A 16951-nucleotide genomic window follows, 5' to 3' on the forward strand; every position below is an offset into this window, starting at 1 on the left:
AAACCTTAATGTCTCAATAATGTGAGGTACATATGAAAACTTATAACGCCCTTACGGGTGAGGAAATTGAGAATCCCGATCTGGAGGCCGGTTACACCTATCCCGGCAAAAGATATATCGGGACGCAAAAAGTCGTGATGGAAGGCTCCGTGGAGCGGTATCCGCCGGACGGGCTGCGGCATGAAGAACCTGTATATGAGGATTGTCTCTTCTGGCAACCCAATCCCACCGAACCGCCGGAACAGCAGGAGCCGGACATTGACAAGAAGATCAGCGACGCGGTAACAGCCGCAGTTGCACTTGCGAAAGGAGGAATTTAATGAACAGCACCGCATACACCGCAATGGCCGAGCAGATGGAAAAAGGCGCGTATACCGAACCGGCAGCAAAAATCACCATTGCCAATTTGTACGCACGACAGATGCTCACAGAAGGAGAGTACAACGAACTGATGGACAAGGCCGACGCCTTGGCTGCAAACACGCCGGACGGGGAAGCCCTATCCCGTATCGTCGCGCTAGAAAGCGCTGTAAAAACGTTGCAGTCTGAAGTGGCAGCACTGAAAGAGGCCGTGACCTCTGGCAGCACGGAAATCCCGGAACCAGAACCCGGCCAAACTGGTGCTGAAGATGATCCCATCGACGCTGTGCGCGGCATGACCTACTACAAAGACAAGTATTACCGAGATCCGGACGACGGGCAGGTATACCAGTGCTATCGAGATAGCGACAGCCACCCGGGCAGCGGTGTGGCTCTTGCCTACCTCCCCCACGAGCTGGTGAATATCTACTTTTATTTCACAAGAGTGAGTTAAGGAGATGCAGGAGGTTTAAATGACAACACTTTTACAAGACGCCGCGAAATTGGCGCAGGACATGCAGACCGGCATCTTCAATGGTCGAGCGCAGATTGTCTACAGCTACGGGTGTTACGGCTACACCCGCGGCGGAGGTGCTATCTGGCACGGGGGTCTGGATCTGGTAGGTCTGGATGATGCGTTTATCAGGATGCCGCCCTATATGGGAAAGAGGGTGATTCGGGGCACCGTGACCCGCGCCCGCATCGTAACCGACCACAACGACAAGACCTGGGAGTGGGGCTGGTACATCTGCGTGCAGCTGGATGCTGGCCAGACGCCCGACGCGGTGAACTATCTCTATTTCTGCCACTGCAAGGAACTGCTCGTGAAAGTGGGGCAGAAAGTCAAGACCGGCGACATCCTTGGCATCATGGGCCAGACCGGAAACGCGCAAGGCGGGTACGATCACTGCCATCTGGAAGCACGCGCCACTGCCACCGGCATCGGTCTGGACCCCACAGCCTACAGCGGTACCGACAACGCGGTGGGTATCTACGGTACAAAACCTGTAACCGAGCCGGACCTCACATTGGTGCCCAACAGCCAGCTTTCCAACATCCAGCTGGTGAGTCTGGCTCCGCTCAATGATGAGCAGATGCGCCAGACGGATGCCTTGGCCGAAGCCTTGGGGCTGTCCGATAGTGAGCACTATCAGCAGTTGCATCTGGGAGATGGTTATTTCGCCGCGGTCTTTGCCGTGAGCAACGGAGACGCCTTGCAGGTCATGGAGCTATCCCAGAGCAACGGCTGGGACACGTTGGAGCGGTATCACAGCCGGTTTGTGGGGTGAGTTCTATGAAAAAAATCTTTATCAGCCAACCGATGGGTGGTAAGAGGGATGAAGAAATCCTGCGGGAGCGAAAGGCACTGGTCGCACAGGCTGCTGCGGCGCTGGGGGAAGATGAAATTCAGGCGCTGGATTCCTTCTTTACGGATTTCGCAGAAGAAACACCGCCACTGGTCTACCTTGGCAGGTCCTTGGAAGTTTTGGCACTTGCTGACGCGGCGATCTTTGCCTCTGATTGGGAGACGGCCCGGGGGTGCCGCATTGAACACGATGCCGCCGAAGCATACGGCGTGCCCATCGTGGATTGGAAGGGCTGAGCTGAATTACACTTTCCTGACAGGAAAAGTGAAACATATATACAAAAACGATTACTGTAATTACCATTTTTGAATTGAATTACATTGGGAGGGTGAAATCGTAGGATGGAAAACGAAAATGTATTCTTGGTGCTCAAGGCGGCGGTGGTAGCCGCGGCGAGTGCGTTCAGCGCAGCCTTTGGTTGGATGGGATTATTGTTTCTGGCCTGGGTGGGCTGCATGGCGATGGACTGGATTAGCGGCAGCGCGGCGGCAGCCGCTAAGGGAAAGTGGTCGAGCGCGGTGGCGAGAGCCGGAGTGTGGCACAAGGCGGGTATGACCATTGTGGTGATGGTGGCTTTTGTGACAGACAAGGTGGTAAGCGTGAGCCTTGCCAATATGGAATGGCTGCCGTTTGATTACGAATTCTTAGTGTCCCCGGTGATTTTGGTGTGGTACATTTTTACCGAACTGGGCTCAATCGCAGAAAATGCGGTAGAGATGGGAGCACCGATACCGGCTTGGCTGCCCAAGATGCTGGAAGCAGGAAAAGATGCGGCGGATAAACTGGGTGGAACGAAATAGGAAATCGGTACAGAGAACAGGGTGAGGAGGGAAGACGATGCACGATTTATTTAACGGAAGAAATACGAGGGGAAACGCTGTAAGCACGGTGAAAAATCCGATTTTTAACAGCGCGAATGATTATGCAAATTATGTGTTTGATAATCTGCCTCTTAAAAGACCCAACTACAAAGTCACTGCGCCCAACACGGGCGGGAGCGCAAGTTCGGGCGGAAATTCCGGATCGAGCAGTGCGGGATATGGTTACGGAAGCGGATATGGAAGTGGATATGGCAGCGGATATGGCAGCGGGACGGGCAGCACCGCCAGTGTGGCGGCGCCGGTGAGCAACCCGTATGCGGATTGGTACACACAGCAGCAGGCACTTTTGGCGGCCGCCGAAGAAGCGAAGCGAAAGGCGGCACAGGATGCCTACGACAGGAGCATGGGGGCCTTAAACGGAGCCTACAACAGTGCCCGGGATATGTTGCAGCAAAATTACAACAGCAGTGTGGGCGTGATGACCGACAGCTATAATACCGGTGTTGCCGGGGTAAACCGGCAGGCAGACAAGAGCCAGAATGAGGCCTATATAAATTACATGCTGAGCAAACGGGACCTGCCCCAGATGATGGCGGCGCAGGGACTGACCGGCGGCGCAGCGGAGAGCACCATGGCAGGTTTGCAGAACAACTACGGAAACAGCCGGAATGAGATCGATGTGGGAAGAAATGAGAGCTTGACGGGGCTTTTGCAGGAATATAACGCCGGAAAGGCCAGTGCACTGCAGGCGCTGAACAGCAGTCTGGTACAGTTGGAAAACCAGAAGATGGCATACCAGATGCAGCTGGAACAGGCGCTGCAGCAGGGGATCACTGGGGCAATCAGCTCACGGTATGATGCGCTGGCGGACATCGGGAACGCGTATCTTGCGAATACGGCAGAATGGAATGCACAGGTACAGGAGGCGGCCATGAAAGCCGCAGCCACGACCTACAATGCCAACAATGCACTTGCCAGCCTGAGCACACAACAGGGGGCCGCAGCAACCGGAGGCACAAACTACAGCGCGGTGGAGCGGATGCTGAACAACGGTTATTCGCAGGAGGAAATCATCACGGAGTTGAACGCCATGGGGTATACAGCCAGCGATATTCAGAAGATGCTGAACAATTACGCGGCATAAAAAGGAGAACGAGATGAGCGTTAGTCTGGACTATATCAATGAAGTCATAGCCCGGAATAATGCCGGAAAGCAGGCAGGGGCTATGGCCCCTGCCTCTTCTGGTAATAACGGGAACAGCGCTGCACGGCAGCAGCTTTTGGACATTGTGCAGCGGCAGGCATTTTACCGGCAAGCCAATGCGGCACAGGAAAGAGCCCCTGTTTCTGGGAATAGCCGGAATCAGGCTGCACGGCAGCAACTTTTAGACAGTATGCAACGGCAGGCGGCTTACCGGCAAGCCAATGCGGAAGAGATCCAGAAGAAAGCCGAGGAAGAAGCCCAACAGAGAGAGCAGCAACGGAAGCTGCGGGCGTTTGCCGTGGAGAACCGGGCGGCGCAGTATGATGCGGTTCAGGAATATTTAAGCCAGAACGAGAAGGCAAGTGCACTGTGGGCGGAAGAACACGCGCTTTTACGAGATGAGAAAACGATCGAAAGTTTGCGCGCCGGCATGACGGTGCAAGAGCAGGAAGTCTATGACGCTGCGAAAGCTGCCAGAGAAAGTTACGGGGGACTGTATGAGGCGCAGCGAAGAGTTGGCGGGCTGGTGGCCGGAAGCCTGCAAAATGCCGCGGGCAATGTGTTGACGGCTGGGCAGACTGTGTGGGAGGCGTATCAGGACCGGCAAAACGCCATGTACGAGGCGGCCTTGGAAGCAGAAAAGAAGAAAACCGGGGACAACACTTTTGCGGATTACGCGAAGGAAGAGGAAGACAGGACCGCAGCCTATAGCAGGCTGATGAAAGAAAAACGAGACACAAGCCGTACAGAAAACCTGATACAGGAAGAAAACACCCCCGGTTTGCAGCTGGCACGAGAGGGAAGCGAGCAGATGCAGCGGGGAGCTGCCGGTTTAAGCGGCGCCGGAAAAATGGCCTATGATCTGGCAGGCAGCATAGTGGCCAATGCGCCCAGCATGGCGCTGGCACTGATCCCCGGTGTGGGTACGGCAGCAAGCCTTGGGACAATGGGCGCACAGGCAGCAGGTGGGAAGATCGACGAACTGAGCCAGAAAGGCGTGAGCCGGCAGGAGGCACTGGAACGCGGTGTTGTGAGCGGCATGATTGAGGCGGCTACAGAAAAACTCCCTGTAAGCAGCTGGACCAAGATCGTAAAGACTGGCGGGAAGAAAGCCCTGCAAAATATCTTGCAGCAGGCGCTGGGAGAGGGAACCGAAGAAGCTGCAAGCTATGTAGCAAACTGGTTGGCAGATATGGCGTACAGGGATCCGGAGGCTGAATTTAGTCTGCAAGATTTGGCATACAGTGCGGCCATGGGGGCTGCATCGGGCGGCATCTACGGCGCAGTAGGTACCGGAATCAACCGCGCCGTGAACACGGCTGTAAGAAACGGGAAAAAGGACGGCAATAACACGCAACAGAGTGGTAAGCAAGCCACAAAGGGAACGCAACCGGCAGATGTACTGGCTGTTGCGCGGGAAGACGAGCTGCTGAACCAGCAGATCCCCGGCGGGCAGACTGCCCAGAGAGCTGCACAGGTGCAGCAGAATGCCGTGAATGCTGCCCGGATGCAGCAGGCAGAGGCAGGATCTGTACAGTCAGATAACCAGCTGAATCAGCTGCTCCCAGACGGCCAGACTGCCCAGAGAGCTGAGCAGGTGCAACAGGAGGAGATACAGGAGCGTGCCATGCAGGTGCGGAAGTGGGCGGAGGGAAACGAGAGCTTTACACCGGAGATGCGCACCTTGGCGGCGGAAAACTACCAGCCAGAAGCAAACGCAGCACTGTATACCACAGCTGTACAGAATTTTTATGACGCGGGGCGAAGCGGGGCGCTGAGCTACGAACAGGCTATGGAGCTGAACCAGAACAGGGCAGCAGTATTGAAGCAGGACAGCGTGCTGCGCCGTGCCTGGGAGTTGGGGCAGAAGGCGGCGACCCCGGTGCAGGACGCCCCCGGAGGCGGCCGTGTGGAAGGGCAGGTACAGTACGAAAACGGAGCAGAGCTGAACGCCGCGATGGACGATACGGTATTACAGGCGGCAGCCTACAAGCTGGGGGTAAACATCAAGGTAGTACAGGAGCTGACCGATGACGCCGGAGGAAAAGCCAACGGGCGGTGGGCCGCCGCCATGAGTGAGATCGCGCTGGGAGAAAACAGTTCCAATGCCTATCAGACACTGGCGCATGAGATGACCCACTACATGGGAAGCTATAACCCGGAAGGTTGGCAGCGGCTACGGAGTAGTGCGCTGGAATGGTATGCCCAGCAAGGCGGACAGCGAACAGGCGAAGATATGGCCCGGTACGAGGCGGCCTATGGCGATTACGCTAAGGGGGCCGATGAGGCGGCCCGGGATATCCTGAGCGGCGTGATGAGCACAGAGGGCGGCGTACGCAGCTTTTTGGCCTACCTGAGTACCGAGAGCGGTTACACCGTGCAGGAACAAAAGACCATCCTGCAGACCCTGCGGGAGATGCTGGATACTCTGCTGGAAAAGGTACGGGGATTGCTGCGGGGCGGCGACGCGACGGTGACAGCTGCCCAGGCGCGGCAGATGGCTGAGCGGGCGGACCAGCTGGAAGCACGGCGCGCATTGATCAATGATTATCTGTATGAGCTGGACAACGCCAGGCAAAATGCGGAACAGGCAGGTTTGCAGTTGAGTGCAAAAGAAAACGCCCCGGCGGCGAGCCGGAGCGAGGCAGAGTACAGTATCAACCCGGAATTTGACCGGGAAATCCGTGAATGGGATGCCGAAGGGCGAAATGAGAGCAAAATCTTTACTCTGGGGACGACCAGCGAGGCGCTGCAAAGTATTGGAGTGCGCGACCGCAGTATCGTGATGCTGAGTGGAAAAATACGCAAAATTCTGCGCGACCACCCGGGCATGACCATGGATATGATCCGTCAGATACCTGCCATGCTGGAACACCCGGCGCTGGTGCTGGAAAGTCAGGGCGCAAGTATACTGCCCGGGACAAAACAGAACAGCCGGATCGTTGTGGTGGGAACCGTTACGGACGCCCAGGGAAACCCAGTGCTCTGTGCGCTGGATCTGGCACCGAGCTCCAGACAGGATATGGAATTGGGGCTGCAGGACTTTAATAAGGTCAGCAGCGCCTATGCCAAGGATGTGAACCCCAAAGGATTCCTGAAAAAGAGCAACGTGCTGTACGCATCCCCAGATAAAAAAATAACCCAGACTGTGCTCAGTTCCTTCAGCTTCAAACTTGCTTCGTCGGAACTGAACCACCTGAGTTCTATAGGAAGAATAACATACCAGGGTGGAAAAGTCAATATACAGGGTGTGCCGTTCCGTCAAGTATTCGGCGAAGTGGGAAGTAATGCTGAATACAGCCGAGAGATTGACAGCCGAGAGGAAGCGGAGCGGCTGCGCCGCGAGCGGGATGCGTGGCTGGACAGCGAGGAAGTGCGGCAGGTACGGGCGGACTATGAGCGTGAACGGCAGATGTACGGGTTGTTTGGCGTACAAATGAAAGAATGGAAGAGCAGCAACCCGGCATGGCAGGAATATGAACGGCGCCGAAAGGAGTATAACCAGAAAATCGCCGCGCTGCGGGAGGAAAGCCGGGAGGAGGGAAGAGAGCGAACAACAGTAAGGAAAGAACACCCGCAAGGAAAGATGACCGGCGGAGAACAGGTGAGTTACCAAACGCTTAAGAATTTGCCGGATATGCAGGTGACTGCCGTGCAAAGCAATGCGGCAGAAGGGAAGAGTGTGCAGCAGCTTATTGAAGATGGGTTGAACAGCACCCAGCGTACCTATGGAAAGAAAAATGGCCGAGTGGTAAACAACTATACCGGGGATACTATTGTGGTTACACAGGACGGACTGCGCCATGGGTTGCTGCGGAAAGGAAGCGTACAGAAAAACGGGACATATATCGGAAAAATTGGTCAGATAATAGAAAACGCGGTCAAGATTAATGAACTTGAACCGCGCGGTAAGGAATTGCGTTCCGATGTGTATTTAGGGGCTTGTCAGGATGAAAATGGAACAATGCGTGCCATCCGGTTCATAGTCAATATGTACGAGAATGGCAACGCAACACTTGATGGAGACAGCCTGCAGCCTTTGCAGGGGAGTTTGTATGCACATACAAGCAAAAAAGGTGGAACAGCGCCCATAAAGGGACAGGGGATCGGTACGAATACCGTGGCCCCAGACCGTTCCAACACAATCAGTATACCAGAGTTCCTGAACAGCGTCAAGGAAGTATGGGGCGACAACCTTGCCGGGACGGTACGGTATGAACTGGGAATTGATGCGCAGAAAGCTGGTACAGATAATTTAAAGGAGGCACTACGTTATAGCAGAAAAGGCAGCGATGAGCAGGAGCTGGTGACGGAAAGACGCCGACGCCGGGCTGCGGAGACGGAAAACCGGAAACTGGCACGGGAAAATACCCGAATGGCTGACCAAATTGAGCTGCTGAAGCAGGAAACGCGGCTGAGCGGCGGCCACCTGATGGATACAGGAGCCGTGCACGACGTGGCCACCCGTGTGGTACAGAACACCCATTCCCGGTATAGCGCAGCACAGCTTGAAATTGAGCTGCGGCGCGTCTATGAGAGCATGAGCCGGGGCAAGGTGAGTGGCGTACAGGAAGCGATGGAGACCCTGACGGATCTGGCGCGCGGCGTGCTGAGCCAGCAGCGGCCCGGTGTGAATCAGGCACGGGAAGTGTACAAGCCGTTGCTGGACAAGGTGCGGGCTGCCGATTGGACTGTAAGGGAAGGATCCCCGCTGTATCAGGACCTGTTGGACCTGTATGGAGATGGCCCTAACGGAAAAACATGGGGCAATGTGCGCCGGGCGCTGTTCGGCAGAATGAACGTAAGGCTGGCGGATGAAAGCGGAACAAGCGGGAGAATCGATACCCTTTTCGAGGAACTGGGAGAAGAATGGCCTGGCATCTTTGACCCGGAAGCCGCCCCGGCGGATAACATCCAACGCCTGATGGAAGTATACGACGAAGTGCGGGACGGGGCTGCCTATGATCTGGAGACGGGCATGAGCGAAGAAGAACAAGCGGCCTACTTGGCGCAGGACTTGTATGAAGCCTACCTGAGTATGCCCAGACGGAAGACATACGCAGACCGTAGCGCTGCACAGGCGGAAGCCATGGCCAAACAGTTTCGGCAGAAAAAAGCGCAGGCTATGGCACAGCAGAAGACCGCTTATGAGCAGAAGCTACAGGAACAGAGAAAATGGGCAAGGGACCGCATGACGGAACTGGAAAACCAGTACAAGGCGGCGAAAGAAGCCCATGATCAGGAACTCGTGATCAAAACACACAACCAGATCGTGAAAGCAAGAAAGCAGGCAAATGACGTCCTGCTGCGGCGCCGGGCCGCACTGGAGCTGCAGTGGTCAAACAAGAAAGAAAGGGCCGATGTGACGAAGCATCGACAGCGGGTGCAAAAGAGCGTACAGGCACTGCACCGCTGGCTGATGAAACCGACGGAACAGCAGCATATACAGACGAAGATGCAGGGCGCCGTTCTGAATCTGTTGAACAGCCTGAATATGAATGTGGGACGGGAAGGAACCGGAACTGCGGTGCGTTGGCAGGAAACCATGAAAGACATCCAACTGATGGCAAAGGACGCGTTGGCAGCCGATAGCGGGCTGACGGACACCGATGTCTATGCGGATTTTGACCCTGACCTGCCGGAAATGATCAGCGAGCTGATGGCTGGAACGGAAACACTGGATGTGCAGACCATGAACAGCCGGCAGCTGAAACAGCTGGCCGATGTGCTGACAAGTATGCAGACCAGTATCCGGAACGCCAACAAGATGATGAGCGATGCGCAAGGACGCACTGTGGACGAGATTGCTCAGGAAAGCGCACAGGAGATGGAGAAGGAAGCAGGAACGCTGTTGAAAAACCGTTATGTCTGGGCAGAAAAGGCTTCCGAGAGCCGTGTGGGCATTGCGGCGAGCCAGCTGCTGGGTCTTGATATGATGGATGCGCGGCGGTACTTCACGAGTCTGGGGGAAACGGCACAGAAAAAGGTATACGAGCCCATCCGGAAAGGCTTTGACAAGCGCGTGTGGCTGCTGGACAGCGCCCAGAATGCCTTCGATGATATTGTGGGAGACACAGATATCTCCCAATGGACGGGAGACCGTGCGCCGGCACAGAAGTTCGAGCTGCACGACGGTAAAACCATTCGGATGACGGTAGGTCAGCGCATGGAGTTGTACAACCTGAGCCAGCGGCAGCAGGCCCACGAGCACCTGATGCAGGGCGGAATCACGCTGGTGGACAGCCAGGGATCCAAGAAGGGAAAACGTGTAAACATCACGCCGGCAGATCTTGCCAAAATCGTGGGAAGCCTGACAAACGAGCAGGTGCAGATCGCCAGAAAGATGAGCGACTACCTGAGCGCAAGGGACGGCCCGGCAGGCTGGGGCAATGAGGTGAGCCGTCAGCTCTACGGACTGGACAAATTCAACGAGCGGCACTACTGGCCGATAAAGAGCGATTCCAACCAGACAAGGACCAGTGATGCGACCGATGGGGGCACGGCAGGATTCTGGGCCATCAAGAACCAGGGCTTTACGAAGAGCCTGCAGAAATACGCCAACAACAGTGTGTTGGTGGGAGATGCCTTTGATACCTGGGCCAACCATGTGGCCAACATGGCGACCTATAACGCATGGAGCGTGCCTCTCAGTGATGCCATGAAGTGGTACAACTGGAAGAGCGGAACGGATGTAAGCACCAAGGAGGAAATCGAAGGAATTTTCGGTAAAAGCGGAAAAGCCTATTTCACGACCCTTATGCAGGACATCAACGGTATGAGTGCAAAGCCGAGTACCACAGGATTGGACAAGTTTACCAAAGAGGTGACTAGGAACTGGAAAGTGGCGAAGGTGAGTGCAAACCTCCGTGTGGCAGTGCAGCAGCCGACGGCATACATCCGGGCGGCGGCTGTTATGAGCCCCAAATATCTGGCCGAGGGTCTGGCTGCCGACGTGACAAAGCTGCGCTACGGGATGCAGATGGCAGAGGAACACTGTGCCATTGCAAAGTGGAAAAGCTGGGGCTACTTTGAAACGAACCTTGGTCAGAGTATGAAAACCGTTCTGACCGGTGAGCAGACCGCACTGGATTCGGTGCGGGAAGTCGGAACCAAGTTGGCGGAACTGGGGGATCAGGTAACCTGGGGCACGCTGTGGAACGCCTGTGAGGCCGAGGCCAGAGCAAAAGGTATGAAAACCGGAACGGAAGGATTCAACCAGTATTGCGCGGACCGGCTGAGCGAAATCGTGGACAAGACTCAGGTGGTGGACAGTGTGCTGCACCGAAGCCACATTATGCGCAGCAAAAACCCGCTGGCACAGATGAGCACGAACTTCTTTGCGGAGCCGACCAAGAGTTACAGTATGATGGCAGAAGCCTGGACGAATGTGGTCCATGGGAAGAAGGATGCAAAGAAGAACTTCGCCCGTGCCACGGCCACCTATGCCTTAACCGCGCTGGGAACGGCTGCTGCGGCAAGCCTCATCGATGCCGCCCGCGTGTCGCGGGATGAGGACCGTGACAAGGAATACGACGAGCGGTATCTGGAGAAACTTTGGGAGAACTTCCGGGATGGCGTGAAACTTTTGAACAATATTCCGCTTGTGAAAGATATTCTGAGCATCGCGCAGGGCTATGATGCGACCCGCAGCGATATGGAGATGTTCTCGGATATGATAAGCGCTGTAGATTCTATTCAGAAGGCTCAAGAGGGGGATATCACGCCATACAGGCTGACCTATCAGGTGGCGACGGCACTATCGAGTCTGACCGGAATTCCCATGAGTTCCGCTGTGCGGGAAGCAAAGAGCGCTTACGACATGATTACCGATCTGCAGGACCCGCTGCGATTGGACCGCAAGATGAACCGGGCCGAGGACGACTACAGCTACATTGATCTGTACAATCAGGTAAAGGCGGCTGGAGGGGACAAGGACGAGTTCAAAGCGCTCTATCAGGGCAAAACTTACGGCGAAATGCTGGGGACCGACAAGGCCAAGGCCGTGGACAACTGGGTGCAGGCGCTGGCAAAGAACAGCGGAAAGGAAGGAGAGGAGAATAAAGCCGTTCTGCCGAAGCACCTGAACAATGAAATCAGCTACACAGACAGCGAGGGAACAGAGCACAAGGTAGTGCTGAAAGGGCCTGACTATATCCAATATGCCAAGAGCCTGCAGAGCGCGGCTGTGAATCTCATAGACGAGTATATGAGAACGGCCGGAGCGACGGCAACCACTGGGGAGCAGGCTAGGTTTGTGACACTTGCAAAGGAGTATGCTCAGGAGACGGCACGTGAAACGGTGATTTCTGGATATGAAGCCAAAGACTGGGTGGCAAGAGTGCAGACGCTGAGCGGAGGCAAGAATATCGCGGCGATGATTCAGGCGCGACAGATTGTGAACGGTGCTGAAGGTGAAAAGGACGCGGATGGAAAGACCATCAGTGGAAGCAAGGTATCCAACGCAGTTGAACAGCTGCAGAAGTCTCTGGGATACAGCGCCGGCGAGGCACAGGCCCTTTACAATAACTTGAGAGGCTCTGAAGAAAACACCTATATGAAGCTGTACAAGGACGTGGAGAGCAATGAGACCCAGATAGACAAACTTGCGGCGCTGTATGGTACAGGAGAAGCTGCAACTTATTCCGGAATGCTGCAGAACAGCGGTGCGGCCAAGGTAGACAACTACCTGCAGAACCTGAGCAAGAGTCAGGGAAAAGAGGTGCTTCCGGACAGGGCCGCTACGAAGTTTAACGCCAGAGGAGAGGAGGTGGAACTGAGCGGAAAACAGTACATCGACTATGCGCAGAAACGTACACAGACGGCCTATAACATTCTGAATGAGTTAATTCCCAATGCGGGGAACTACACGAAGGAAGAACAGGCAGGGTTTGTATCGAAGGTAGAAGACTACGCTACCCAGATTGCCAAAGCTGATGTCTCTGATTTTGAGCCGTACAAGTGGATGCAGGAAGTGCAGCAGCGAGCCGGAAACGACAGCCAGCAGTTGTATGACCTGATCATGGCCAAGACGCTGATTGATTCGGCGGAAGGACAGAAGGGAGCGAACGGAAAGACCATCAGCGGTTCCAAGAAAGCTGCAGCGATCCAGAGTATGCAGGATGCCGGATACAGTGCTGCGATGGCGCAACAGATGTACAAACTGTTTGGATAATCGAGGCTGACTACTTTTTGACTACCATTGCTTGCTTACGATGAAGCATTATAAAAGGAAAAGTAACGATGACTCGTTTTTTGTGATTCGAATTTCACTGTTTGGAAGCATATATTCCGGGTTCGTAATCAGCAGGTCGTCGGTTCAAGTCCGACTACTAGCTCCAACGCAGAAAAGAAGTCGATTGCGGGAACGCAGTCGGCTTCTTTTTTATATCTTTGAAATGAAATTTTGGGAGGGAAGAGCAGATGTTTCAGCCGGCGCCGGGCGTATCGATCCCTTTTCCTGAAAGGATTGCAGAACAATTTGAAGTATATGAAAATCAGTGCTTGCGGGCGAATATTAGCTTTGAAAAATTGCAGCCGCTGGTAACTGAGATGTACCAAAGCTTTCCGGAACCTTTGTTTTTTGTCTTGTAACTGCCGCTTACGGCGCAGGAAGAACAACAGACTGGACAAAATGGTATACTACATCAAGCGGTCTATTATCTAGATGGTCAAACGCAAAAACAGATAGATTCTATTCTGGACTCGTACGGTGAGGTTTTGTGGGGCGATGGAATTTCTCAATTTGCGATTGCTTCCCATGCCAACCATGAGGAAGTGTTTGTACAAAAGTACAAATTGACGGATTTATATTCTGCAACGCCACGCCGCTTTATTCCGCTCCTAGAAAGATACGGGCTTGAGGAAGCGGAGCACCTTGTTACCGTATGGGATACCTTTTCTCAGGAATCACCCGGTCAATGCAGACGCCTTTGTGTGAAAGGGGTGGATGTTTATGAGGTTCTAGAGCGGCTCCGAAGGCGGGGAATGTATAAAGCCAAGATAATCGAAGAACCGTAAACGCCACTTTTAGAGCAAAAAGCAAGAGAGATTGACAAAAAAGCATATAAGCTGACCGAGTGCAAGTGGAGGCTCCTTATAAATTAAAATGTTCATAAAAATTTTATATAGAAACCTCTTGATTTTTTATGCGAAAGTGGTTATTATATGTTTAGCACTCAAGACAACCGAGTGCTAAACCAAATCTTTAAAGAGAAATCTTTTATTAGGGAGGATCTTTCGTTATGAAAATCAAACCTCTTGCAGACCGTGTTGTGATTAAGCTGGTCGAAGAAGAAGAAACCACCAAAGGTGGCTTGATTCTGTCTGGTTCCGCTAAGGAAAAGCCGCAGGTTGCTGAAGTTCTTGCTGTTGGTCCCGGTGGCATGGTGGACGGCAAGGAAGTCCAGATGATTGTTAAGGTCGGCGATAAAGTGCTGACCAGCAAATACTCCGGCACCGAAGTGAAGGTGGACGGTGAGGAATGCACCATCGTCCGCCAGAACGACATCCTCGCGGTAGTGGAGTAATTCGATTCAAATCATAACGTTCTGATACAAAGGAGATAATGCTCTATGGCTAAACAGATTAAGCAGGGCGCTGAAGCCCGCAAGGCGCTGTGCGCCGGTATCGACCAGCTGGCCAATACTGTTAAGGTTACCCTTGGCCCCAAAGGCCGCAATGTGGTTCTGGCCAAGAAGTTTGGCAGCCCGCTGATCACCAATGACGGCGTGACCATCGCAAAAGAGATCGAGCTGAAGGATGAGTTTGAGAACATGGGTGCTCAGCTGGTCCGCGAAGTGGCAACCAAGACCAACGATGCCGCTGGTGACGGTACCACTACGGCTACCGTTTTGGCACAGGCTTTGGTCAACGAAGGTATGAAGAACGTGACCGCGGGTGCGAATCCCATGGACATTAAGCGCGGTATGCAGAAGGCTGTTTCCGCTGCTGTGGATGCTGTGAAGGCCAACAGCCAGAAGGTCAACGGCAGCAAGGACATTGCCCGCGTTGGCACTGTTTCTGCAGGTGATGCTGAGATTGGCCAGTTGATTGCCGATGCAATGGAGAAAGTCACTGCGGATGGCGTTATCACCATTGAGGAGAACAAGACCACTGCCGAGACCTACACCGAAGTTGTGGAAGGCATGCAGTTCGATCGTGGCTATGTGACTCCCTACATGGTCACCGACACCGAAAAGATGGAGACCGTCTACGAGGATTGCTCCGTGCTGATCACCGATAAGAAGATCAGCGTGTTCCAAGACATTGTGCCGCTGCTGGAGCAGGTCATTCAGTCCGGCCGCAAGCTGCTCATCATCGCTGAGGACGTAGAGGGTGATGCACTGTCCAACCTGATCATCAACCGTCTGCGTGGTGGTTTGAATGTTGTTGCCGTGAAGGCTCCCGGCTTCGGTGATCGCCGCAAGGAGATGCTGCAGGATATCGCCGTTTTGACCGGTGGTACTGTGATTAGCAGCGATTTGGGCTATGAGCTGAAAGATGCCACCATGCAGCTGCTGGGCACTGCTCGTCAGGTTAAGGTCACCAAGGAGAACACCACCATCGTCGGCGGTAATGGTGACAAGCAGGCCATTGCAGATCGTGTTGCGCAGATCCGCAGCCAGATCACTACGGCTACTTCTGACTTTGATCGCGAAAAGCTGCAGGAGCGCTTGGCCAAGATGGCTGGTGGCGTAGCCGTTATCAAGGTTGGCGCTGCCACTGAAGTTGAGATGAAAGATAAGAAGCTCCGCATCGAGGATGCTTTGAACGCTACGAAGGCAGCGGTAGAGGAAGGTATTGTTGCTGGCGGCGGTACGGCTACCATCAATGCTATTCCTGCTGTCGACAAGGTTGTCGATGCACTGGAAGGCGACGAGCGCACCGGTGCGAAGATCGTGCGCAAGGCATTGGAAGCTCCTCTGCGCCAGATCGCGGCCAACGCTGGTCTGGAAGGCAGCGTGATCATCGACAATATCCTGAAGGCGAACAAGGCCAACTATGGCTTCGATGCGCAGAAGGAAGAGTATGTGGATGATATGATCGAGGCCGGTATCGTGGATCCCACCAAGGTCACTCGTTCTGCCTTGGAAAATGCGGCCAGCGTGGCGGCTATGGTCCTGACCACCGAGAGCCTGGTTGCTGATCTGCCGGAACCGCCGGCTCCGGCTGCTCCGGCCGGTGGTGACATGGGCGGCATGTACTAAGTCGCGCTCCTTTCAACCGTAGATAAGCAAGCATAACAGCCCCCGGAACCTTTGAAAGGTTCCGGGGGCTGTTTCATATAGTTCAAAACTATATCAGGAATGTTTGCTTTTTCGCGGGCAAGCAAAGGCCTGTCGAACAAAACGATCCATTTCAGATTTGGCGGCATAGCAACCAATCGCAAATTCTTCGCCCATGGCGCCTGCAAGAGCCGGAGGCATTTGTCCGGTTACAAGCAGATGATCCCCACAGGTGCCGCAAAGTTCTTGCAGCGAAAGCGCATAGTTTTTGTGAAGGCGGCGGCCAATATAAACACAGTAGCTTTTTGGACCTACAAAGCTATGGCGGCGAGTGTCAAAAGCAACCATGTCTGCATAAATCTGGTAGACATCTACACTTTGCCCGTAATTGATCATTTCGGTGGTAAAGCCGCCTGCCGGGCGCATATTAACTTCCAATCCGACCAAAGAACCCTTTGTGCCCAGACCGGATTTATCTTTGGTTAACCGGAAAAATTCAAAATGGAAAAAGCGTTGTGTCACGCCAAAGGCCTTTAAGGTTTGGCGTCCGATAGTTTCTACATCGGCGGGAAGGTGAGCATCTATGTAATAATAGGTGGGAACCCCGCGATTGACCATATCCATAATGGAGTTGGGCGTTACGTGACTGACAGCAAATAGAACTTCGCCTTTTGAATTGCAGATGCCATCGTAGGTTGTAACGACACCGGGAACATACTCCTCCATCACATAAGGAACCTGCGGCAAAGCGGTAAAAAAGGCGGCAATGTCAGCATCATTTTCCAAACGATAGGTAGCATTGGCACCCACGCCGTTGTCCGGTTTTACTACAACCGGATAGCTCACTTCGGCAGCAAAAGCAAGCGCGGCATTCTGGGTGGTCACTGGCACACAGCGGGCACAGGGGATTCCGGCGCGCTGGTAGATTTCCTTCATAGCCAACTTGCTTTTCCACGCATGGATCGCATCTGCCTT

10 protein-coding genes and 1 pseudogene are annotated in these 16951 nt (G+C 54.1%); 10 read left to right on the forward strand and 1 reads right to left on the reverse strand.

Annotated elements, in window-relative coordinates; all coding sequences use genetic code 11:
• The first annotated feature begins 32 nt into the window (after nucleotides 1-32).
• The 10 genes from Q0526_RS08575 (at nucleotide 33) to groL (ending at nucleotide 15958) form a co-directional block, all read left to right on the forward strand.
• Nucleotides 33-320: a hypothetical protein gene (locus tag Q0526_RS08575; RefSeq protein ID WP_298732538.1), complete on the forward strand. Its 288-nt coding sequence runs from the start codon at nucleotides 33-35 to the stop codon at nucleotides 318-320.
• The gene (locus Q0526_RS08580; RefSeq protein ID WP_298732540.1) at nucleotides 320-814 is read left to right on the forward strand and encodes a hypothetical protein; all 495 of its coding nucleotides are present in this window, start codon (nucleotides 320-322) and stop codon (nucleotides 812-814) included. The genes Q0526_RS08575 and Q0526_RS08580 overlap by 1 nt, the downstream gene beginning before the upstream one ends.
• 19 nt (nucleotides 815-833) lie before the next feature.
• Nucleotides 834-1649 (forward strand): M23 family metallopeptidase, encoded by an 816-nt coding sequence (locus Q0526_RS08585; RefSeq protein WP_298732542.1) that lies wholly within the window; start codon nucleotides 834-836, stop codon nucleotides 1647-1649.
• 5 nt (nucleotides 1650-1654) lie between these two features.
• Nucleotides 1655-1963: a DUF4406 domain-containing protein gene (locus tag Q0526_RS08590; RefSeq protein WP_298732544.1), complete on the forward strand. Its 309-nt coding sequence runs from the start codon at nucleotides 1655-1657 to the stop codon at nucleotides 1961-1963.
• 105 nt (nucleotides 1964-2068) lie between these two features.
• Nucleotides 2069-2527 carry a phage holin family protein gene (locus Q0526_RS08595; RefSeq protein WP_298732546.1) on the forward strand — a complete coding sequence of 153 codons (459 nt, stop codon included), beginning with the start codon at nucleotides 2069-2071 and terminating at the stop codon, nucleotides 2525-2527.
• A gap of 37 nt (nucleotides 2528-2564) precedes the next feature.
• Nucleotides 2565-3692 carry a hypothetical protein gene (locus Q0526_RS08600; protein ID WP_298732548.1) on the forward strand — a complete coding sequence of 376 codons (1128 nt, stop codon included), beginning with the start codon at nucleotides 2565-2567 and terminating at the stop codon, nucleotides 3690-3692.
• Nucleotides 3693-3705: 13 nt separating this feature from the next.
• On the forward strand, nucleotides 3706-12924 hold the full coding sequence (locus Q0526_RS08605; RefSeq protein ID WP_298732550.1) for a hypothetical protein: 9219 nt from the start codon (nucleotides 3706-3708) through the stop codon (nucleotides 12922-12924).
• Nucleotides 12925-13172: 248 nt separating this feature from the next.
• Nucleotides 13173-13343, forward strand: a complete 171-nt coding sequence (locus tag Q0526_RS08610; protein WP_298732552.1) for a hypothetical protein — start codon at nucleotides 13173-13175, stop codon at nucleotides 13341-13343.
• A gap of 650 nt (nucleotides 13344-13993) precedes the next feature.
• Entirely contained in the window at nucleotides 13994-14278 is a 285-nt protein-coding gene (locus Q0526_RS08615; RefSeq protein ID WP_298732554.1) for a co-chaperone GroES, read from the forward strand.
• A 45-nt stretch (nucleotides 14279-14323) separates the two neighbouring features.
• Nucleotides 14324-15958: a chaperonin GroEL gene (groL, locus tag Q0526_RS08620; RefSeq protein ID WP_298732556.1), complete on the forward strand. Its 1635-nt coding sequence runs from the start codon at nucleotides 14324-14326 to the stop codon at nucleotides 15956-15958.
• Nucleotides 15959-16051: 93 nt separating this feature from the next.
• On the opposite strand, the pseudogene Q0526_RS08625 reads toward groL, so the two are convergent.
• Nucleotides 16052-16951: pseudogene (locus tag Q0526_RS08625) on the reverse strand (ATP-grasp domain-containing protein); the annotation flags it as partial.

It is taken from the genome of uncultured Subdoligranulum sp. (genome assembly GCF_937890665.1).

What these genes read in the sequence shown, in the direction of transcription:
- Q0526_RS08605 (WP_298732550.1), top strand. Translation starts at nt 3,706, where the DNA reads ATGAGCGTTAGTCTGGACTATATCAATGAAGTCATAGCCCGGAATAAT.
- Q0526_RS08580 (WP_298732540.1), top strand. Translation starts at nt 320, where the DNA reads ATGAACAGCACCGCATACACCGCAATGGCCGAGCAGATGGAAAAAGGC.
- Q0526_RS08610 (WP_298732552.1), top strand. Translation starts at nt 13,173, where the DNA reads ATGTTTCAGCCGGCGCCGGGCGTATCGATCCCTTTTCCTGAAAGGATT.
- Q0526_RS08585 (WP_298732542.1), top strand. Translation starts at nt 834, where the DNA reads ATGACAACACTTTTACAAGACGCCGCGAAATTGGCGCAGGACATGCAG.
- Q0526_RS08595 (WP_298732546.1), top strand. Translation starts at nt 2,069, where the DNA reads ATGGAAAACGAAAATGTATTCTTGGTGCTCAAGGCGGCGGTGGTAGCC.
- Q0526_RS08615 (WP_298732554.1), top strand. Translation starts at nt 13,994, where the DNA reads ATGAAAATCAAACCTCTTGCAGACCGTGTTGTGATTAAGCTGGTCGAA.
- Q0526_RS08590 (WP_298732544.1), top strand. Translation starts at nt 1,655, where the DNA reads ATGAAAAAAATCTTTATCAGCCAACCGATGGGTGGTAAGAGGGATGAA.
- Q0526_RS08600 (WP_298732548.1), top strand. Translation starts at nt 2,565, where the DNA reads ATGCACGATTTATTTAACGGAAGAAATACGAGGGGAAACGCTGTAAGC.
- Q0526_RS08575 (WP_298732538.1), top strand. Translation starts at nt 33, where the DNA reads ATGAAAACTTATAACGCCCTTACGGGTGAGGAAATTGAGAATCCCGAT.
- groL (WP_298732556.1), top strand. Translation starts at nt 14,324, where the DNA reads ATGGCTAAACAGATTAAGCAGGGCGCTGAAGCCCGCAAGGCGCTGTGC.